Here is an 18,881-nt window from a genome sequence, read left to right on the forward strand (position 1 = left end):
AATATAAGTGCGCAAAGCGATTTTGTGGATCGCTTCGCGACAGCGTCGGGATGTCTCAGACGACCGTCGCTTCGGTTGCCGCGCGGATCTCGTCGTGGCTTATGCCGGGAGCGCATTCGACGATGTGCAGGCCCTTCCGACCGACCTCGAGGACGCCGAGGTTGGTGATGATCATGTCGACCACGCCCTTGCCGGTCAGCGGCAGGGTGCATTCCTTCAGCACCTTCGATTCACCGTGCTTGTTCGTGTGGTCCATCACGACGATCACGCGGCCCACGCCCGCAACGAGGTCCATCGCACCCCCCATGCCCTTCACGAGCTTGCCGGGGATCATCCAGTTCGCCAGGTCGCCCTTCTCGGACACCTCCATGGCGCCCAGGATGGCGGCCGCGATCTTGCCGCCCCGGATCATGCCGAAGCTGGTCGCGCTGTCGAAGTAGGCCGTGCGCGGCACCTCGGTGATGGTCTGCTTGCCGGCGTTGATGAGGTCGGGATCCTCGTCGCCTTCATAGGGGAAGGGACCCATGCCCAGCATCCCGTTCTCGGACTGGAGCGTGATGTCCTTGTCGCCGACGTAGTTCGCCACCAGCGTCGGAATGCCGATGCCGAGGTTGACATACATGCCGTCCTCGAGTTCCTGCGCGGCCCGTTCGGCCATCTGGTTGCGGTCCCAGCCCTTCAGTTCGTCCGCCATGTCTCAGGCCTCCTCACGCTTGCGCAGGGTGCGCTGTTCGATCCGTTTCTCGTGGTCGCCCTGGATCAGGCGATGGACGTAGATGCCGGGCAGGTGGATGGCGTCGGGGTCGAGCGCGCCGGGCTCGACGATCTCCTCGACCTCCATCACGCAGACGCGGCCGCACATCGCGGCCGGCGGATTGAAGTTGCGGGCCGTCTTGCGAAAGATCGCGTTGCCGGTGGTGTCGGCCTTCCAAGCCTTCACGATGGCGAGGTCGGCGACGATGCCGCGCTCGAGGATGTAGGTCTGGCCGTCGAAGTCCTTGTGGTCCTTGCCCTCGGCGATGACGGTGCCGACGCCGGTCTTGGTATAGAAGCCGGGGATGCCGCATCCGCCCGCCCGCATCCGCTCGGCCAGCGTGCCCTGCGGGTTGAACTCCAGCTCGAGTTCGCCCGAGAGGTACTGGCGCATGAATTCCGCGTTCTCGCCGACGTAGGACGAGATCATCTTCGAGATCTGCCGGGTCTCGAGCAGGCGGCCGAGTCCGAAGTCGTCGACGCCCGCGTTGTTCGAGGCGACCGAGATATTCTTGACGCCGCTCTCGCGGATCGCCTCGATCAGAAGCTCGGGGATACCGCAGAGGCCGAACCCTCCGGCGGCGATCAGCATCCCGTCGTGCAGGAGGCCGTCGAGCGCCTCGGTCGCGTTGGCGAACACTTTCTTCATGCAGCTATCTCCCCGCCGTGTCCCGGGCAGGTTTGCCGTCCGCCCGGGGTGAAGTCAATCGCCGCACCGCGGCAAGCGGGGTTGGGAAAGGTCAGATCAGGCGGACTTGCGTCCCGACCGGACAGAGCGCGAAAAGCTCCTCGATCGACGGGTTGTAGAGACCGATGCAACCATCCGACGAGCGGCGGCCGATCTTGCGCGTGTCGTGGGTGCCGTGGATGATGTAGGCCGGCCAGTCGAGGTACATGGCGTGGGTGCCGAGCGGGTTGTCGGGGCCAGCGGCAATCGGTTTCAATTCCGGATCGCGTTCTATCTGCGAAGGCGTCGGTGTCCAGCTTGGCCCGATCTTCTTGCGAACGACCTGGGTATAGCCGCGCTTAGTCAGCTCGTCGGTTCTCGGAACCGAGGTCGGAAAAACGCGATAGTCGGTATCGTCGGCGTTCCAGAAGTGCAGGGCGCGTGAACTCGTGTCGGCCACGACGGTGGCGACGCCAAGGGTCTCGAAGTGATCGCGCCAGTCCTGTCGGCGGAAGCTGGAGATGTTGTGGATCGTCTCCTGCGCGCGGAGGATCGAGGGTGCGGAGAGGGCCGCGGCGGTGGACGCGACAAAGCTGCGGCGGGAGAGGAAAGGGGTCTTGGACATACGAACTGCCTTCTTGGTCTTGCTGCGGGTTTCGGTCGTGGCCGGACCCTTTCAGACCCCCTCCGCGCGCACCAGTAACATATTCGTCATTCCAGATATGTGAGGCCCGCAGGCCTCAACCCGCCGCTTTCTTCTTCCGCGGTGCGGCCTTCTTCTTGCCGCCGCCCTTGTCCTCACGCTCGGCGATCAGCTTCACGGCGAGGTCCATGTCGACCGCTTGCGGATCGGTTTCCTTGGGAAGCGTGGCGTTGACCTTGCCCCATTTTACATAGGGCCCATACCGCCCGCTCATCACCTGAACGATGCCGCCCTTTTCGGGGTGTTCGCCCAGTTCTGCCAAGGGGGGCACTGCCGCGCCGCGACCGCCGCGCGAGGCGACTTTCTTCGCCAGTTCCTCGACCGCGCGGTTCATCCCGATGGAGAAGACCTCGTCGACCTCGGGGAGGTTCGCGTAGAGCTTGCCGTGCTTGACGTAGGGTCCATAGCGCCCGATCCCGGCCTCGATCATCTCGCCGTCTTCGGGGTGGGGGCCGACCTCGCGCGGGAGCGACAGGAGCATCAGCGCCTTCTCGAGGTCGATGCCGGCCGCGTCCCAACCCTTGGGCAGGCTTGCGCGCGGCGGTTTCGGCTGCTCGTCGGTGACCTTCCCGCGCTGGACGTAGGGGCCGAAGCGGCCCTTCATCACGCGGATCTCGTCGTCGCCGTCCATGCCGAGGAGCTTGCCGTCCGGCCCGATCTCGTCGCCGTCGTCCATGCCCGGAGGGCCGAAGGGTCGGGTGTAGCGGCACTCGGGGTAGTTCGAGCATCCGATGAAGGCCCCGCCCGAACGTGCGGTGCGCATCGACAGGCGGCCCTGTCCGCAATTCGGACAGAGGCGCGGGTCGCTGCCGTCGGCGGTGGGCGGGAAGAGGTGGGGTTCCAGCACCTCGTTGATCTTCTCGAGGACGTCGGTGATCCGAAGCTCGGCCGTCTCTTCGACCGCCGCCTTGAAGTCGCGCCAGAAGCGGGCCAGCACCTCGGTCCATTGTCGGCTGCCGGCGGTGATGTCGTCGAGTTCCTCTTCGAGGTTGGCGGTGAATTCGTAGCCGACGTACTTGCGGAAGTAGTTCGACAGGAAGGCCGTCACGAGCCGCCCCTTGTCCTCGGGGATGAGGCGGTTCTTGTCCTTCCGGACATAGCCCCGCTCCTGGATGGTGGTGACGATCGAGGCGTAGGTCGAGGGACGGCCGATGCCGATCTCCTCCATCTTCTTCACGAGCGTCGCCTCGGTGTAGCGTGGCGGCGGCTGGGTGAAATGCTGCTCGGGCGTGATGGATTTCTTTGCGGCCGTCTCGCCCTGCATGATCTGGGGCAGGACCTTGTCGTCGCCGTCCTCCGGTTCGTCACGGCCTTCCTCGTAGATCTTGAGGAAGCCGTCGAAGAGGACGACCTGGCCCGTCGCCCGCAGCTCGACCTGCTGGTCGGCGCTGGCGATGTCGACCGTTGTCCGCTCGAGCCGCGCGGCTTCCATCTGGCTGGAGAGCGTCCGCTTCCAGATCAGGTCGTAGAGCTTGCGCTGGTCGCCGTCGGTCAACTTGAGCGCGGCGGCATCCGCCGTCATCTCGGTCGGGCGGATACACTCGTGCGCTTCCTGCGCGTTCTTGGCCTTGTTCTTGTACATGCGCGGGCTGTCGGGGACATAGGCTGCGCCATAGCGCGCCTTGATCGCGTCGCGCGCCGCCATGACCGCCTCGGGCGCCATGTCGATGCCGTCGGTCCGCATGTAGGTGATATGGCCTGCTTCATAGAGCCGCTGCGCTGCGTTCATCGTCTGGCGCGCGCCGAAGCCGAACTTGCGGCTTGCCTCCTGCTGAAGCGTCGAGGTCATGAAGGGGGCGGAGGGGTTGCGGCTGGCGGGCTTGGCCTCGACCGACTTGACCGTCAGGTCGCGCGACGTGATGGCCTGCACGGCCATTTCCGCAGCGGTTGCGTTGGCGATGTCGAAACGGTCGAGCTTCTTGCCGCCGAGGACGGTCAGGCGCGCCTCGAACTCCTGTCCCCGGGGCGTCGCGAGAAGGGCGGTGACGCTCCAGTATTCGCGGGCCTGGAAGGCCTCGATCTCCATCTCGCGCTCGACGATGATCCGGAGGCAGACCGACTGCACGCGTCCCGCCGAGCGTGCGCCCGGAAGCTTGCGCCAGAGAACGGGCGAGAGGTTGAAGCCGACGAGATAGTCGAGCGCCCGGCGCGCGAGGTAGGCGTCGACGAGATCCTTGTCGACCTGGCGCGGGTTCTTCATCGCCTCGGTGACGGCGGTCTTGGTGATGGCGTTGAACACGACTCGGCTGACGGGCGTGTCCTTCTTCAGCGCCTTGCGGTTCCTCAGCGTCTCTTCCAGGTGCCACGAGATCGCCTCGCCCTCGCGGTCGGGGTCGGTGGCGAGGATCAGGGAGGGGTCGTCCTTCAGCGCGTCGGCGATGGCCTTGATGTGCTTCTTCGAGTCGGCGGCGACCTCCCAGGTCATCTCGAAACCCTGGTCGGGATCGACCGAACCGTCCTTCGCGGGCAGGTCGCGGACGTGACCATAGCTCGCCAGCACCGTGTAGTCCTTGCCGAGGTACTTGTTGATGGTCTTCGCCTTGGCGGGGGACTCGACGACGACAACGGGCATGAAGGTCCTTTCGGGGCCGGGGGCATTGGCGGCGGAACATGTGGGTTCGGGGCCCGGAATGTCAATCCGCCCCGCCCGGTGCCGCAGGGGCCCTGCCGCGCGCGTCTCTACGAGACGCGGACGAGGAGACCGCCGGGCTCGCGGCGGACGCGACCTTCGAGTTCGAGCGTCACGATCTCGGGCGAGACGCTTCGGGCGGGGGCCTTGAGGTCGCGGATGAGCTGGTCCTCGGCGACCGGACTGGGGCCGAGGCGGTCGAGGATTCGCTGGTGGAGGTCGAGCGTTTCGCGCGTCACGGTGGCAGGTCGAGGTGAAGGGACGGCTAGCGTTTCGGAGGTCTCGAAGCCAGTGTCGGAGGCGATTTCGAGCGCGTCGAGCACGTCCTTCGCCGAGCGCACCAGCGTCGCCCCGTCGCGGATCAGCATGTTGCAGCCCGAGGCGCGGGGGTCGAAGGGGTGGCCGGGGACCGCGAAGACGTCGCGGCCCTGGTCGAGCGCGGTGCGGCGGTGATGAGGCTGCCGGACTTGGCTGCCGCTTCGACCACGATGACCGCGCGGGCGAGGCCCGAGACGATGCGGTTGCGGCGCGGAAAGTGGCGGGCCTGGGCGACGAGGGACATCGGGCTTTCGCTGATCCTGAGGCCCTTGTCCTGGATTTCCTGCCCCAGAACGGCGTTCTCGGCCGGGTAGACGACGTCGACGCCGCCCGCCATGACGGCGACGGTCCCGGTGTCAAGCGCGGCGAGGTGGGCGGCGGTGTCGATCCCGCGGGCGAGGCCCGAAACGACGACGTGTCCGGCCGCGCCGAGGTCAGTGGCGAGCCTGCGCGCCATGCGGGTGCCGACGGACGAGGCGTTGCGCGCGCCGACGAGGGCGATCATGGGACGCTGGAGAAGGGAGGGATCCCCGATGCACCACAGGATCGGCGGCGGATCGGGGATTTCGCCGAGGAGGGCGGGATAGGCGTCGCTGCCGAAGGCGATCGGCGTGGCGCCGGCCTGGAGGGCGGCCTGCCATTCGGCGCGGACCGCCTTCATATCGCAGGGGCGGTAGTCGGGCACTCCCGCCGTGGCGGCGACCGAGGGCAGGACCTCGAGCGCCCGGGCGGCGCTGCCGTGTTCGTCCATGAGGCGGAAGAAGGTGGTCACGCCGACGCGGCGTGATCGCAAGAGACGGAGCCAGTCTAGCCACACTTCCTCAGTGAGGGGTGGGGTGAGAGGGTGGGTGGAAGGGGATAAATCCTTGGCCATCCTGTCTCCGCCGTCTTGCTGAGGATCGTTATGGTGCGAGTCGGTTAACAGCGTATTAATGTTGAATTTTTCCGCCCTCGCCATTTCTGGGGAGGTCGAACGAGGCCGAGGCAGGATCGGTATCGCGTCGGTATTGCGTCGGTGCCTCTCTGGAGCTCCAGTGCCGGTCTCAGGAGGTGAGCGTCTTCTCGAATCGCACGAGATCGAAGGTGACGCCGTCGACGGTCTCGGGGCTTGTGCCCATGCTCTCCCACCCGGCACGCTCATAGAAGCGGACGCCGCCCAGGTTGCCCGGGGCGCAGAGGAGGAAGGCGCGCGTCACGCCGTTTTCCGCCAGCCGGGTCTCGCCGTCCGCAAGAAGGCGGCGGGCAAGCCCGGTGCCGCGCGCATCGGGCGAGACGTAGAGTTGGTAGATCTCGTCGCCCCGGATGGCGCAGAAGCCGCGCGGGTCACCCTTGGGTCCGGCTGTGCGGAGATCGTCCTTCAGCGCCGCGATGCGCTTGCGAAAGCTCGTCGTCGTGCGCAGCCGGGCAAGCGCCTCCGGGACATGGCCGTCGTGCGCCTCGTGCCAGCCGGCCTCCCAGAGAGCGGCGAGGGGCGCGAGGTCGACGGGAAGGGCGGGGCGGATGGCCAGCATGTGGAGAGTTTGGACGACGCGTTTGCGGGGTCAAGCGGTAGAGCGTGGAGGAGAGAAGAGGAGGCGTCCGAATATCGTATGCCACTTCGGGAGTGTGGGGCGTGCTCGCGCCAAGGTCCCCTCTGCGGACAAAGCTCCCTTTCACAGTTTAGCCGCAATGGGCTGGCAAAGATCGATCTTCCATCCGCTGAAAGAGCAAAAAGTGGCTCCTACACCGAAGGCTGTCATCAACCCAAGAGATTTCCTGCAAGCATACTCAGGGACCTACCAATATCGGCAGAGAGTTAGGGTGGTTCTGGCAGTATTTGGCCTTGTCACCGCGCTCTGGTTCGTGCTTGCTGCGCTCAAAGTGTTTGCGCTGGGAGAGCCGAGCGATCTGAAAACGTCTCTGGCAATGCTCTTAAGCCCTTGGGCTGTCTGGGCTTCCCTCTCATCAGCACTGAGATTCGAGAGACTTGAAATCAGTGAAGAGGGCATAAAAGTTGACCCTATTGGTCTCCATATCGGACCCGAAAAGATCGAAGCGATATCCTTCAAGGAAAACAAATGGGGTGCCAGATCAATCGAACTAAGGTTAGTTGCACACAGTTGGATACTTCACATATTTGTCTGCTCCTACGGCAAGAAAGCTTGGATTTCATTTAACGATAGATTACTTCTCCCGAAGGACGGGGCTTGAACAGAGCTTCAGACACTTTTGGCCTCAAAGCCGCCCTTCGCTGCGGGTGCGGCGTTGCTGAGAGGCCACAAGGTCTGCTATGCGGACAGAGCTGACCTTCAGCGGTCTTCCGTTTAATTTTCGCTGGTCACATCATTGCCCTTGGGCCTTACTTGCTGCCAGAGCTTTCAACCATCTAAGTCACCCTCGTCCTTGGACGCCTTCTTGATTATACGAAGATAGTTAATAGGGACGTCAAGAATTTTTTCCGAATTCCAGAATTCTACAACCACGACCATATCTGTGCGATCAAATGTGTGAATAATTCTGCCACGCTGACCGGAGCAAGCTTCCTCGAAGTCAGTAGAAAGCTCCACCTCATCATATAAACCGAAGATGCTCATTTTGCGGAGAAACCCTGCAGTCAATCTGAAAGCTCTGAACCTAGTACAATTTTGGAACACAAAGTCAACAGGCGCAAATAAGATCGCCAAAAACTTGGAAAATGATCTGGGTGATTGTGCCGGCCAGGCAAGCGGTCGTTCGTGAGTGGTGCAGCGTCGGTCAAAGAGGGGCTCGAAGCCGACGTTCGCTGCATGGGCGAAGCTCCTGAGACCATGAAGGGTTCGCTCAGCGACGAAGCGGTCATCGGTTGCTTGAATTCCCAAACCTCCCAAGCCCTGAATTAAAGATCGCCCTAGACGCCGATTTTTTCTACCAATGCGCGAATACGGAACAGCATCAATTGTATTTGATACTATGCCGTGAAGAGAGAAAATCGATGAGATCCGAAATCGTGGTTCGCTGCGCCAAAAGCTCGAAGGTAAGGTCAATTTCGATGCCGCCATGATTATCCGTCTTGGCTAGCATCACCAGGTCTCCCTCAAAAAATCTGTGACCGACGGGAGAGGCCTGTTGATCGACAATGATCTCCAATACTTTTTCCCAAGAATAATTTACGAACTCCATTTCTATATACTGCTTAGCATTCTCATCCATCATTGTGACCTCATGGGTTTTGCGGTCATAGTAACCGCCATTCTTGCATGGCGCATCATTTGTTAAAATGGGCTCAAAGCCGACATTCGCCGCAGGCGCAGCGCTGCCCGGGAGCCACAAGGGCTGCCATGCTGACGGAGCCGACAGGCGCGAAAAGGGCTCGGCGTCCCTTTCCTGCGACGTCTTGCAAACAAGGCGCAAGATCAGCGGACACGCGTGGCGTTCGCCCGGATGAAGAGGTCTGGCACGCGGACCAAGGTCTTGCTGTCAGGGATGAGTGCGGCGGGGACATGGCCGTCGCGCGCTGCTTCCCAGCCGGCCTCTCTGAGGGCGGCAAAGGGCGCGAGGTCGACGGGAAGGGATGGCCAGCATCGGGACAGGTTTCGCCTGTGTGAGGTGCAGGTCAAGAGCGGGCGGGTCTAGTCGATGACTGGAGACGAACGTCTGCGCAGGTGAAGCGCGAACGAGTATACCGCCGCGGACAGAAAACCCGCGACGAAGGGCTGCGGGATGGTCAGCACCTCGGACAGGAAGGCCCCGCGATAGGCCGGGCCGAGAGTCAGGGCGAAGCCGAGCGTGAGGACGAGTTGCGTCAGGACACCAAAGGCGACGCTTGCGGGAAGCCACCCGTCGGGAAACGGGCGGGCCAGCCTGCGGTTCAGGATCATCACGAGCGGCAGGATAACGGCGACGACCAAGGGAACCATGATGAGAAGGCCCGGAAGGAGACAGGTCCAGCGGTAGACCTCGGGATCTCCCCGGAGGTCGCAGCCTTGCGGGAACACCTGGAGGGCCAGCCATGCCAGCGCCGGGACTCCCAGACCCGTGACGGCGGACGCCAGGAGACGATCGCCATGTCTGGGGAATGCCGGACCCAAGAAGACTCCCGTTTTCATCCCGCCGCCGAACCTCCGACCGTCAGCCCGCCGATCAAAAGCGTCGGCTGGCCGACGCCCACGGGCACCCATTGACCAGCCTTGCCGCAGTTGCCGACGCCGGGGTCGAGCTTGAGGTCGTTGCCGACGGCTCGGATCTTCCTCAGCGCGGTCGCCCCGTCGCCGATCAGGGTTGCGCCCTTCACGGGAGCGCCGACCTTGCCGTCCTTCACGCGGTAGGCCTCGGTGCAGGAGAAGACGAACTTGCCGTTGGTGATGTCGACCTGCCCGCCGCCGAAGCCCACGGCGTAGATACCGTCCTTCACATCGGCCACGATGTCCTCGGGGTTTGCCTCGCCAGCCAGCATGTAGGTGTTGGTCATGCGGGGCATGGGCGTGTGGGCGAAGCTTTCGCGGCGGCCGTTGCCTGTGGGGGCGACGCCCATGAGGCGCGCGTTCTGGCGGTCCTGCATGTAGCCGACGAGGACTCCGTCCTCGATCAGCACGTTCTTCGCGCCGGGCGTGCCCTCGTCGTCGACAGTGATCGAGCCGCGGCGGTCGGGGATGGTGCCGTCGTCGAGGACGGTGACGCCTTTCGAGGCGATCTGCTGGCCGAGAAGGCCGGCGAAGGCCGAGGATTTCTTGCGGTTGAAGTCGCCCTCAAGACCGTGGCCGATGGCTTCATGCAGGAGGATGCCGGGCCAGCCGGGGCCGAGCGCCACGTCCATGACGCCGGCGGGGGCGGGGACGGCTTCGAGGTTGACGAGCGCGATCCGCAGCGCCTCGCGCGCGGCACCCTGCCAGTGCGCCGGGTCGATGAGGGCTGTCAGGCCATAGCGCCCGCCCGAGCCGGACGAGCCGGATTCGCGGCGGCCGTTCTCTTCCACGATAACGCTGACGTTGAGCCGCGTCATGGGGCGGGTGTCCGAGACGGCGTGACCCTCGGGCCGGAGGATCACGACCTCCTGGATCGAGGCGCCGAGCGAGGCCGAGACCTGCACCACGCGCGAATCGAGCGCGCGGGCGAAGGCGTCGATCTCGCGCAGGGTGTCGATCTTCACCGGGAAGCCCGCGTCGGCCATCGGGTCGGCATCGCCGTAGAGGCGGAGATTGGTCGCACGCGGCGCTTCGGCGAGCGTCCCGCCGCCATCGCCGACGGCGAGGCGCGCGGTCTCGACGGCGCGCCGCAGCGCGCTTTCGCTGATCTCGGTGGAGTGGGCGTAACCTGCCGTCTCGCCCCGCACTGCACGGAGGCCGAAGCCCTCGGAGGCGTTGTAGCTGGCGTTGCGCACGCGGCCGTCGTCGAAGGACAGGACCTCGGACCGCTTGCGTTCGAGGAAGAGCTCGCCGTCGTCCGCGCCGGCGACCGCCTCGCGCAGAAGTGACAGGGCTCGGGCCTCGTCGAGGAGCGTCTCGAAGGGGCGGAAGGATGAGGTCTCGGCCAAGGTCTTCTCCGTCTGCGGCGGCGGCAAAGCGGCTGAATGCCGCAATCACACGCCTTGTTCCTGAGGGCCTAATATGGTTTCTGTCCCGCCAGAGAACAACAGGGCCGGGGACCACGTCCGTCCGGCCCGAACGCCATCGCGAACAGGATTGAAAGACACATGCGTCTCAAGACCCTTCTCATTGGCCTCGCCGCGACGTTCGCGGGCGGCGCCGCGGCTGCGCAGGACGCGGCCCAGCCCCTTCGGATCATCGGTCAGCCCGAGTATGGCGCCATTGGGTTCCAGCCCGCCGCGACCGGGATCGCACGCGACCTGCATTGGCTGGACGGGATGGTCCTGATCATCATCACGGCGATCACGCTGTTCGTGGTGGCGCTGCTGGCGATCGTCATCCTGCGCTACAACAGCCGGCGGAACGCGACGCCGTCGACCTTCACCCACAACACTCCGGTCGAGGTCGCCTGGACGGTGATCCCGATCGTCATCCTGGTCTTCATCGGGGCCTTCTCGCTGCCGGCGCTGTTCAATCAGCAGGAGATCCCGGAGGCCGAGGTGCTGGTGAAGGCGACGGGCCACCAGTGGTACTGGACGCACGAATATCCCGACGAGGGCATCGGCTATGACATGTTCATGATTGGCTCCGACGCGGGCAACTACCTGACCCCCGAAGTGTCCGAGCAGCTTGCCGCCGCAGGGTACACGGACCAGCAGTTCCTGCTGGCGACCGACACCGCGCTCGTCGTTCCGACCGGCAAGGTGGTGGTCGTGCAGGTGACGGCGGACGACGTCATCCACTCCTGGGCGATGCCGGCCTTCGGCGTGAAGCAGGACGGCGTGCCGGGTCGACTGGCGCAACTGTGGTTCGAGGTCTCGGAGGGGATGGAAGGCATCTACTTCGGCCAGTGCTCGGAGCTTTGCGGCCTGAGCCACGCCTACATGCCGATCACGGTGAAGGCCGTGTCGCAGGCTGACTATGACGCCTGGCTCGCGGCCGTGAAGGAAGTGGGCGACTACGTCGATCCGGGCGCGCTTCAGGTGGCGGCGAACCAGTAAGCCATGACAGACGCCTCGATCAACGCCACACGCGAGTACGAACCGACCTTCGGGGACTATGTCGCGCTACTGAAGCCACGGGTGATGTCGCTCGTGGTCTTCACTGCGCTGGTCGGGCTTCTGGTCGCGCCGGTGTCGCTGCACCCGGTAGAGGCCTTCGCGGCGATCCTGTTCATCGCGCTTGGCGCCGGGGCCTCGGGCGCGCTGAACATGTGGTACGACGCCGACATCGACGGGGTCATGCGGCGCACGCGACGGCGTCCGATCCCGAGCGGACGGGTCGAGCCGGGCGAGGCGCTGGCGATCGGCGTGGCCCTGTCGGGCCTGTCGGTGGTCATGCTGGCGCTGGCGACGAACCTGGTCGCCGCGGGCCTTCTGGCGTTCACGATCTTCTTCTACGCCGTCGTCTACACCATGTGGCTCAAGCGCTCGACGCCGCAGAACATCGTCATCGGCGGCGCCGCCGGGGCCTTCCCTCCGATGATCGGCTGGGCGGCCGCGACGGGGGGCGTGTCGGTCGAGAGCGTGCTGATGTTCGCGCTGATCTTCATGTGGACGCCGCCGCACTTCTGGGCGCTGGCGCTGTTCATGCGGTCCGACTACGACGACGCCGGCGTGCCGATGCTGACCGTGACGCATGGGCGCCGCGTGACGCGGAAATACGTCCTTGTCTACACGGTGCTTCTTGCGCCCGTGGCCTTTGGCCTCGCGTTCAGTTCGGTCGGCGGGCCGGTCACGCTGGCGGCCGCCGTGCTGCTGAACGTGATGTTCGTCAAAGGCGCTCTCGACATTGCGGGGCGCGGTGAGCCCGCGGCCGAGGCGGACAGCTACGGCACCGAGAAGCGTTTCTTCAAGCTTTCGCTGGCCTACCTTTTCCTGCACTTCGGCGCGCTTCTCGCCGATGCGGCGCTGCGGGGGATCATGTGATGGCGCTGAAAGCGACACACGAGCTTCACCGACGGCGCTTCAGCCGGAACCTGGGCGTCGGCCTGACTCTCGTGGCGCTGGTGGCGCTGGTCTTCGGGCTGACCGTCGTCAAGGTCACGCGCGGCGACCCGATGCAGGGTTTCGATCATCAGGTCCGTCCCGAGATGGAGGCTCCGACGCAATGAGCGTGGATCGCAATCGGAAGACCGTGCTGCGCCTCGCCGGCGTCGTGGTCCTGATGGGATCGCTGGCCTGGGCGTCTGTCCCGGCCTATCGGCTGTTCTGCCAGGTCACCGGCTGGGGCGGCGCCACCGATGTCGCCGAGGCGGCACCCGAGACCGCGCTAGATCAGGACATCACCGTCCGCTTCGACGCCTCGCAGGATCGCGGCTTTCCGTGGGAGTTCAAGCCCGCGCAGCGCCAGATGACGCTGAAGATCGGCGAGGAGGGCCTGGCCTTCTACGAGGCATACAACCCGACCGACCGTCCGATTGCAGGCACGGCCAGCTACAACGTCGCGCCGTTCTCGGCGGGGGCCTATTTCTCGAAGATCGCGTGCTTCTGCTTCGAGGAGCAGATCCTGATGCCCGGCGAGCGCGTGCAGATGCCCGTCAGCTTCTTCGTCGAGCCCGAGATCGTCGACGATCCCGATGCACGGCATGTCCGAACCATCACGCTGTCCTACACCTTTCACGAGACCGACCTGCCCGAAGGCTATGTGCCCGAGCAGGCAGCGCTGGTGACGGACGACGGCACGACCGACCTCAACTAGAACGCCCGAGGAAACGACCGACATGGCGCATGAAAAGAACCACGACTATCACATCCTGCCGCCCTCGATCTGGCCCTTCGCGGGCGCGCTCAGCGGTTTCACGATGCTGCTCGGTTTCGTCCTGGCCTTCGGCGAAAGGACACCGGAAAGCATCAAGCAGCCCTACGTCTTCATCGTCGGCACAGTCGGCGTCCTCTACGTCATGTATGCCTGGTGGTCCGAGGTGGTTCACGAGTCGAACGTGGGCGACCATACGCCCGTCGTCCGCCTTGGGCTGCGCTACGGCTTCATCATGTTCATCATGTCCGAGGTCATGTTCTTCTCGGCCTGGTTCTGGGCGTTCTTCAAGAACGCGATCTACCCGATGGACCCGGACGGCATGAGCCCGATCGTCGACGGCGTCTGGCCGCCTGTCGGGATCGAGACCTTCGATCCCTGGCACCTGCCGCTGATCAACACGCTGATCCTGCTCTGTTCGGGGGCCGCCTGCACCTGGGCGCACCACGCGCTGGCGCACGAGAACAACCGCAAGGACACGGCGACCGGCCTGATCGTCGCCGTTCTCCTCGGCCTGATCTTCACGGTCTTCCAGGCCTATGAGTACAGCCACGCGGCCTTCGGGTTCTCGGGCAACATCTACGGCGCGACCTTCTTCATGGCGACGGGCTTCCACGGCTTCCACGTCATCATCGGGACCATTTTCCTCTTCGTGTGCTACCTGCGCCTGCGCGCCGGTCACTTCACGCCGGAGAAGCACGTCGGCTTCGAGGCGGCGGCCTGGTACTGGCACTTCGTCGACGTGGTCTGGCTGTTCCTCTTCGCAGCCGTCTACATCTGGGGCGGAGCGTAAGCCGAACCCTGCGACAAGGCATTGCAAAGGCGCGGGGACACTCCCGCGCCTTTTGCGTCGATAGCGAGGAACGGATGACCGAGAGGAGGCCAGGATGATGCGTCGGATACTCGTGCCGCTGGTCTTCGGCGTCGTGGGCTTCGCCATCCTCATGTCGCTGGGGTTCTGGCAGTTGCGGCGGCTGGAGTGGAAGGAAGGCCTGATCGCGGAGATCGAGGGGCGCATCGACGCGCCCGCCGTGGCCTTGCCCGAGGTGCCGGACCGGGAGGCCGACCGCTTTCTGCCGGTTCGGACCAAGGGCCGCACCACGGGCGATGAGGTCTATGTCGTCACCTCGACGCCGGAGACCGGACCGGGCTTCCGCCTGCTCTCGGCCTTCGAGACGGACGGCGGACGGCGCATCCTCGTGGACGAGGGTTTCATACGGACCTCGGAGGCAGAGATCGAGCGACCGGCCACGTCCATGACGGTCACCGGCAACCTGCAATGGCCGGCCGAAACGGACGGGTTCACGCCCGACGCCGAAGAGGCGACCGGCATCTGGTACGCGCGGAACGTCGACGGGATCGCCGCCGCCCTCGGCACCGAGCCGGTGCTGGTGGTTGCGCGCACCGTGACGGGAGCCGACGCGCGTGCCACCCCGCTGCCCGTGACGACGACGGGCATTTCGAACGATCATCTGGGTTATGCGGTCCAGTGGTTCGGGCTGGCCCTGGTCTGGGCGGGGATGACAGCGTTCCTTCTGTGGCGTATCCACCGCCGGACGGATTGAGGAAGACCCATGCGCTATGTCTCGACCCGGGGTCAGTCCCCGGCACTGTCCTTCGAGGACACGATGCTGACCGGCCTTGCGCCCGACGGCGGCCTCTACGTGCCCGAGACGGTGCCCGTGCTTTCGCCCGAGACCATCGCCCGGATGCATGCGATGGACTACGAGACGCTTGCGGTCGAGGTGATGCGGCCCTTCGTCGGCGACACCTTCGACGAGGACGAGCTGTCGGACATCGTGGCGCGCGCTTACGGCGAGTTCGGCCACGCGGCGCGCGCGCCCCTGAAGCAGCTCGACCGGGGGCTGTGGCTGATGGAGCTGTTCCACGGGCCGACGCTGGCGTTCAAGGACTTCGCGATGCAGGTCATCGGCCAGATGTTCCAGTCGGTGCTGACACGTCGGGGCGAGCGGATCACGATCGTGGGGGCCACCAGTGGCGACACCGGCTCGGCCGCCATCGAGGCCTTCCGGGGTCTGGACAACGTCGGCGTCTGCATCCTTTACCCGCATGGGCGGGTGTCCGAGGTTCAGCGCCGCCAGATGACGACGCCGGACGAGGCGAACGTCCACGCCCTGGCGGTCGAGGGAACATTCGACGATTGCCAGAGGCACCTGAAGGACATGTTCGCCGACCACGGATTCCGTGACGAGGTGCGGCTGGCGGCGGTGAACTCGATCAACTGGGCGCGGGTGCTGGCGCAGGTCGTCTACTACTGGTGGGCCGGGGCGGCGCTCGGCGATGCGACACGGAAGCTGAGTTTCTCGGTTCCCACCGGCAATTTCGGCGATATCTACGCGGGCTTCATCGCCAAGCGGATGGGTCTGCCGGTCGAGCGGCTGGTGATCGCCACCAACCGCAACGATATCCTGTGCAGCGCCGTGAACGAGGGCCGCTATGAAACGGGCGAGGTGCATCCGACGATCAGCCCGTCGATGGATATCCAGGTGTCGTCCAACTTCGAGCGGCTTCTGTTCGACGCGCTTGGTCGCGACGGGGCGGCCGTGGCGCGGCTGATGTCGGGACTGAAGCAGTCGGGCGGGTTCTCGTTGCCCGAGGGGGCTCTGGCAGAGATCCGGGCGCACTTCGACGCCGACAGCGTGGGTGAGGAGGAGACCGCCGAGGAGATCGCGAACACGCTGGCCGAGAGCGGCGAGCTGGTCTGTCCGCACACGGCCGTGGGCATCGACGTGGCGCGCACGCATCTCGATCTCAGCGTGCCGATGGTGGCTCTGGCGACGGCGCATCCGGCGAAGTTTCCCGATGCGGTCGAGGCGGCCACGGGAATTCGGCCGCCCCTTCCAAACCGCATGGCCGATCTGTATGACCGACCGGAACGGATGGCGCGGGTCGGCAACGACCTGTCCGCAATCCAGTCCGCCATCAGGGAGTTGCGCGCAAAGTGACGGTCGAGCTTCATCGCCTGCCGAATGGCGTCCGCGTCGTGACGGAGTACATGCCGAGCCTCGCCTCGGCCTCCATCGGGGTCTGGGTGGCGGCGGGCGGCCGCCACGAGCGGCTGGAACAGAACGGCATCGCGCATTTCCTCGAGCACATGGCCTTCAAGGGCACGACGACGCGCAGCGCGCTTCAGATCGCCGAGGCCATCGAGGACGTGGGTGGCTATATCAACGCCTATACCTCGCGCGAGATGACGGCCTATTACGCGCGGGTGCTGGGCGAGGACACCGGGCTGGCGCTGGATGTCCTGTCCGACATCGTGCTGAACCCTCAGTTCGACCCGCGCGAGATCGAGGTGGAGCGGCACGTCATCCTTCAGGAGATCGGGCAGGCCAACGACACGCCGGATGACATCATCTTCGATTGGTTGCAGGAGACGGCGTTTCCCGATCAGCCGCTCGGCCGTCCGATCCTCGGGCCGACCGAGCGCGTCTCAGGGTTCGGTGTGGACGATCTGTCGGGGTTCGTGCGCGAGCGCTATGCGCCGGGCAACCTGATCGTCGCGGGTGCGGGCGCTGTCGACCACGACGCCATCGTGCGGCTGGCCGAGGCGCGCTTCGGTCACCTGCAGCCGGTCGCGGCGTCCTCGACCGAGCCGGGCCGTTTCGGCGGCGGCGAGCACCGGGTGATGAAGACGCTCGAGCAGGCGCATGTGGCCATGGCCTTCGCCAGTCCCGGATACCGTCATTCGGACGTCTATGCCGCGCAGATTTTCGCCACCGCCATGGGCGGCGGCATGTCCTCGCGCCTGTTCCAGGAGGCGCGCGAGAAGCGCGGTCTGTGCTATTCCATCTTCGCGCAGACGGGCGCCTATTCGGACAGCGGACTACTGACGATTTATGCCGGCACGTCGGGCGAGGAGTTGGGCGATCTCGTCGATCTGACCGTCGAAGAATTGCGCCGCTCGGCCGACGACCTGAGCGAAGCGGAAATCGCGCGGGCACGGGCGCAACTGAAGGCGGGGCTGCTTATGGGCCTTGAGAGCCCGTCGAGCCGTGCCGAGCGCCTGGCGCGGCAGTTGTCGATCTGGGACCGGGTGCCGAGCATAGCCGAGACGGTCGAGCGCATCGATGCGGTCACGACGGCCGCGGCCCGGCGCATGGCCGAGGAGTTGGCGACCAGCCGCCGCGCCGCTCTGGCGCTTTATGGACCCGTCGAGGGGGCGCGCGATGTCGGCGACCTGACGGAGCGCCTGGCCGCCTGATGCTGCGCCTTCGCGGCAAGGTCCGGATCGACACCGAGCGGATGATCCTGCGGCCACCGATGCACTCGGATTATCGCTCGTGGTCGGGGCTGAGGCGGGACAGCTCCCGCTTTCTTCAGGTCTGGGAGCCGTCGTGGTCGCCGGATCACCTGACCCGCAAGGGGTTCATCAACCGCGTCTACTGGGCCAATCGCTCGATCACACAGGGCACGGCGCTGCCGCTGTTCCTAGTGCGGCGAACGGACGGCGGCGTCCTTGGGGCGATCACGCTGGACAACATTCGTCGCGGCCCCGCGCAGGCCGGGACGGTCGGCTACTGGATCGGCGAGCCCTATGCGCGGCAGGGTTACATGCGCGAGGCGCTGACGGCGGTGGTCCATCATGCCTTCACCGTCATGGACCTGTCGCGGATCGAAAGCGCCTGCCTGCCCGAGAACACAGCCTCGCGCGGGCTGCTGGAGAGGTGCGGCTACAAGTACGAGGGCGTCGCGCAAAGCTATCTTCAGATCAACGGGCGCTGGCGCAACCATGTGCTTTACGCGAACCTGCGCGGCGACCGGCGCGGACGGGTCGACGTCTGATCAGAGCGTCGTCGGCCGCTCGTGGCCAGCGGAGCACTGGCGGGCATAGAAATCCCGCAGCGTTTGACCGCGACTGGCCCTGAAGCCGTCGAGGGCTTGGGCGATGTCGATCCGGTCGGCACGGAACATGCGGAAATCGTTGCGCAACTCGCACCAGGCGACAAGCGTCCAGACCTTGCCCCAGAACCAGAGGCCGAGCGGCCGCAGGACGCGGCGCGTCTCGGTCCCGTCCTCGGTCCGGTAGACACAGTCGAGCCGCGTCGTTCCTTCGATGGCGCGCTGAAGCACGTCGAGCCGCGCGCGGGTGGCGTCATCGAGAACGGGCATCTGGAAGGCATAGACCTGAACCTGCTGCGCGCGGGCCCGGGCGTCTTCGGGGAGGACGGACTGGATCTTGACCAACGCCTCTTCGGCGGCCTGCGCCATCGCGGTGCCGCCCCAGGCCTGCATCAGTCGAGCGCCTGCGACGAGGGCGACGATTTCCTCGCGGGTGAACATCAGCGGCGGAAGGTCGAAGCCTTCCCGCATGACATAGCCCACGCCCGCCTCGCCTTCGACGGGAACGCCGGAGCCCACGAGGTCGGCGATGTCGCGATAGATGGTGCGCTCGCTGACCTCGAGCTTCTCGGCCAACGCGCGCGCCGTGGTCAGCCGACCGCCTCTCAGATGCTGGACGATCCGGAAGAGACGGTCGGCTCGGCGCATCGG

20 protein-coding genes and 1 pseudogene are annotated in these 18,881 nt (G+C 65.4%); 10 read left to right on the forward strand and 11 right to left on the reverse strand.

All coding sequences use genetic code 11. The features are described from left to right. Positions 1 to 55: 55 nt before the first annotated feature. The 6 genes and pseudogenes from C8D95_RS01510 to C8D95_RS01535 all read right to left on the reverse strand — a co-directional run bounded on the left by C8D95_RS01510 (position 56) and on the right by C8D95_RS01535 (position 6,581). Complete coding sequence (locus tag C8D95_RS01510; protein WP_109757372.1) at positions 56 to 694, reverse strand: 3-oxoacid CoA-transferase subunit B; 639 nt, start codon at positions 692 to 694, stop codon at positions 56 to 58. A 3-nt stretch (positions 695 to 697) separates the two neighbouring features. After that, positions 698 to 1,402, reverse strand: a complete 705-nt coding sequence (locus C8D95_RS01515; RefSeq protein WP_109757373.1) for a CoA transferase subunit A — start codon at positions 1,400 to 1,402, stop codon at positions 698 to 700. Positions 1,403 to 1,493: 91 nt separating this feature from the next. Beyond that, on the reverse strand, positions 1,494 to 2,045 hold the full coding sequence (locus C8D95_RS01520) for a L,D-transpeptidase (RefSeq protein WP_109757374.1): 552 nt from the start codon (positions 2,043 to 2,045) through the stop codon (positions 1,494 to 1,496). 115 nt (positions 2,046 to 2,160) lie between these two features. Further along, complete coding sequence (gene topA / locus C8D95_RS01525; RefSeq protein WP_109757375.1) at positions 2,161 to 4,695, reverse strand: type I DNA topoisomerase; 2,535 nt, start codon at positions 4,693 to 4,695, stop codon at positions 2,161 to 2,163. 107 nt (positions 4,696 to 4,802) lie between these two features. Beyond that, positions 4,803 to 5,944: pseudogene (gene dprA / locus C8D95_RS01530) on the reverse strand (DNA-processing protein DprA). A gap of 169 nt (positions 5,945 to 6,113) precedes the next feature. Beyond that, positions 6,114 to 6,581, reverse strand: coding sequence for a GNAT family N-acetyltransferase (locus tag C8D95_RS01535; protein WP_109757376.1), 468 nt, complete (start codon positions 6,579 to 6,581; stop codon positions 6,114 to 6,116). 157 nt (positions 6,582 to 6,738) lie between these two features. On the opposite strand from C8D95_RS01535, the gene C8D95_RS21650 reads away from it, so the two are divergent. Further along, a complete protein-coding gene (locus C8D95_RS21650) occupies positions 6,739 to 7,260 on the forward strand; it encodes a hypothetical protein (protein ID WP_146202975.1) in 522 nt (173 codons plus the stop codon). Positions 7,261 to 7,427: 167 nt separating this feature from the next. Here the strand turns inward: C8D95_RS21650 and C8D95_RS01540 are convergent, their stop codons facing one another. The 4 genes from C8D95_RS01540 to tldD all read right to left on the reverse strand — a co-directional run bounded on the left by C8D95_RS01540 (position 7,428) and on the right by tldD (position 10,558). Then, positions 7,428 to 7,643 (reverse strand): hypothetical protein, encoded by a 216-nt coding sequence (locus tag C8D95_RS01540; protein WP_109757377.1) that lies wholly within the window; start codon positions 7,641 to 7,643, stop codon positions 7,428 to 7,430. Positions 7,644 to 7,980: 337 nt separating this feature from the next. Further along, a complete protein-coding gene (locus C8D95_RS01545; protein WP_126918479.1) occupies positions 7,981 to 8,358 on the reverse strand; it encodes a hypothetical protein in 378 nt (125 codons plus the stop codon). 299 nt (positions 8,359 to 8,657) lie between these two features. Continuing rightward, on the reverse strand, positions 8,658 to 9,116 hold the full coding sequence (locus C8D95_RS01555) for a hypothetical protein (protein ID WP_126918480.1): 459 nt from the start codon (positions 9,114 to 9,116) through the stop codon (positions 8,658 to 8,660). Between the two features lie 14 nt (positions 9,117 to 9,130). Beyond that, on the reverse strand, positions 9,131 to 10,558 hold the full coding sequence (tldD, locus tag C8D95_RS01560; protein ID WP_109757931.1) for a metalloprotease TldD: 1,428 nt from the start codon (positions 10,556 to 10,558) through the stop codon (positions 9,131 to 9,133). A gap of 159 nt (positions 10,559 to 10,717) precedes the next feature. Between tldD and coxB the strand changes: the two genes are divergently transcribed. The 9 genes from coxB to C8D95_RS01605 all read left to right on the forward strand — a co-directional run bounded on the left by coxB (position 10,718) and on the right by C8D95_RS01605 (position 18,173). Continuing rightward, complete coding sequence (gene coxB / locus C8D95_RS01565) at positions 10,718 to 11,611, forward strand: cytochrome c oxidase subunit II (protein ID WP_109757381.1); 894 nt, start codon at positions 10,718 to 10,720, stop codon at positions 11,609 to 11,611. Positions 11,612 to 11,614: 3 nt separating this feature from the next. Then, positions 11,615 to 12,538, forward strand: coding sequence for a heme o synthase (gene cyoE / locus C8D95_RS01570; protein ID WP_109757382.1), 924 nt, complete (start codon positions 11,615 to 11,617; stop codon positions 12,536 to 12,538). Beyond that, positions 12,538 to 12,723, forward strand: coding sequence for a hypothetical protein (locus C8D95_RS01575; RefSeq protein WP_109757383.1), 186 nt, complete (start codon positions 12,538 to 12,540; stop codon positions 12,721 to 12,723). The genes cyoE and C8D95_RS01575 overlap by 1 nt, the downstream gene beginning before the upstream one ends. After that, a complete protein-coding gene (locus tag C8D95_RS01580) occupies positions 12,720 to 13,310 on the forward strand; it encodes a cytochrome c oxidase assembly protein (RefSeq protein ID WP_109757384.1) in 591 nt (196 codons plus the stop codon). The genes C8D95_RS01575 and C8D95_RS01580 overlap by 4 nt, the downstream gene beginning before the upstream one ends. 22 nt (positions 13,311 to 13,332) lie before the next feature. After that, positions 13,333 to 14,160, forward strand: coding sequence for a cytochrome c oxidase subunit 3 (locus C8D95_RS01585; protein WP_109757385.1), 828 nt, complete (start codon positions 13,333 to 13,335; stop codon positions 14,158 to 14,160). A 94-nt stretch (positions 14,161 to 14,254) separates the two neighbouring features. Beyond that, a complete protein-coding gene (locus tag C8D95_RS01590) occupies positions 14,255 to 14,932 on the forward strand; it encodes an SURF1 family protein (protein ID WP_109757386.1) in 678 nt (225 codons plus the stop codon). Positions 14,933 to 14,941: 9 nt separating this feature from the next. Further along, complete coding sequence (gene thrC, locus C8D95_RS01595; RefSeq protein ID WP_109757387.1) at positions 14,942 to 16,333, forward strand: threonine synthase; 1,392 nt, start codon at positions 14,942 to 14,944, stop codon at positions 16,331 to 16,333. Next, positions 16,330 to 17,592 (forward strand): M16 family metallopeptidase, encoded by a 1,263-nt coding sequence (locus C8D95_RS01600; protein WP_109757388.1) that lies wholly within the window; start codon positions 16,330 to 16,332, stop codon positions 17,590 to 17,592. Before thrC ends, C8D95_RS01600 begins: the two co-directional genes overlap by 4 nt. Beyond that, positions 17,592 to 18,173, forward strand: a complete 582-nt coding sequence (locus tag C8D95_RS01605; protein WP_109757389.1) for a GNAT family N-acetyltransferase — start codon at positions 17,592 to 17,594, stop codon at positions 18,171 to 18,173. The genes C8D95_RS01600 and C8D95_RS01605 overlap by 1 nt, the downstream gene beginning before the upstream one ends. Here the strand turns inward: C8D95_RS01605 and C8D95_RS01610 are convergent, their stop codons facing one another. Then, positions 18,174 to 18,878 carry a helix-turn-helix transcriptional regulator gene (locus tag C8D95_RS01610; protein WP_109757390.1) on the reverse strand — a complete coding sequence of 235 codons (705 nt, stop codon included), beginning with the start codon at positions 18,876 to 18,878 and terminating at the stop codon, positions 18,174 to 18,176. Between the last annotated feature and the right edge of the window lie 3 nt (positions 18,879 to 18,881).

This window comes from Silicimonas algicola (assembly GCF_003148765.1).
Lineage (GTDB): Bacteria > Pseudomonadota > Alphaproteobacteria > Rhodobacterales > Rhodobacteraceae > Silicimonas > Silicimonas algicola.

What these genes read in the sequence shown, in the direction of transcription:
- C8D95_RS01510 (WP_109757372.1), bottom strand. Translation starts at nt 694, where the DNA reads ATGGCGGACGAACTGAAGGGCTGGGACCGCAACCAGATGGCCGAACGG.
- C8D95_RS01515 (WP_109757373.1), bottom strand. Translation starts at nt 1,402, where the DNA reads ATGAAGAAAGTGTTCGCCAACGCGACCGAGGCGCTCGACGGCCTCCTG.
- C8D95_RS01520 (WP_109757374.1), bottom strand. Translation starts at nt 2,045, where the DNA reads ATGTCCAAGACCCCTTTCCTCTCCCGCCGCAGCTTTGTCGCGTCCACC.
- topA (WP_109757375.1), bottom strand. Translation starts at nt 4,695, where the DNA reads ATGCCCGTTGTCGTCGTCGAGTCCCCCGCCAAGGCGAAGACCATCAAC.
- C8D95_RS01535 (WP_109757376.1), bottom strand. Translation starts at nt 6,581, where the DNA reads ATGCTGGCCATCCGCCCCGCCCTTCCCGTCGACCTCGCGCCCCTCGCC.
- C8D95_RS21650 (WP_146202975.1), top strand. Translation starts at nt 6,739, where the DNA reads ATGGGCTGGCAAAGATCGATCTTCCATCCGCTGAAAGAGCAAAAAGTG.
- C8D95_RS01540 (WP_109757377.1), bottom strand. Translation starts at nt 7,643, where the DNA reads ATGAGCATCTTCGGTTTATATGATGAGGTGGAGCTTTCTACTGACTTC.
- coxB (WP_109757381.1), top strand. Translation starts at nt 10,718, where the DNA reads ATGCGTCTCAAGACCCTTCTCATTGGCCTCGCCGCGACGTTCGCGGGC.
- cyoE (WP_109757382.1), top strand. Translation starts at nt 11,615, where the DNA reads ATGACAGACGCCTCGATCAACGCCACACGCGAGTACGAACCGACCTTC.
- C8D95_RS01575 (WP_109757383.1), top strand. Translation starts at nt 12,538, where the DNA reads ATGGCGCTGAAAGCGACACACGAGCTTCACCGACGGCGCTTCAGCCGG.
- C8D95_RS01580 (WP_109757384.1), top strand. Translation starts at nt 12,720, where the DNA reads ATGAGCGTGGATCGCAATCGGAAGACCGTGCTGCGCCTCGCCGGCGTC.
- C8D95_RS01585 (WP_109757385.1), top strand. Translation starts at nt 13,333, where the DNA reads ATGGCGCATGAAAAGAACCACGACTATCACATCCTGCCGCCCTCGATC.
- C8D95_RS01590 (WP_109757386.1), top strand. Translation starts at nt 14,255, where the DNA reads ATGATGCGTCGGATACTCGTGCCGCTGGTCTTCGGCGTCGTGGGCTTC.
- thrC (WP_109757387.1), top strand. Translation starts at nt 14,942, where the DNA reads ATGCGCTATGTCTCGACCCGGGGTCAGTCCCCGGCACTGTCCTTCGAG.
- C8D95_RS01605 (WP_109757389.1), top strand. Translation starts at nt 17,592, where the DNA reads ATGCTGCGCCTTCGCGGCAAGGTCCGGATCGACACCGAGCGGATGATC.
- C8D95_RS01610 (WP_109757390.1), bottom strand. Translation starts at nt 18,878, where the DNA reads ATGCGCCGAGCCGACCGTCTCTTCCGGATCGTCCAGCATCTGAGAGGC.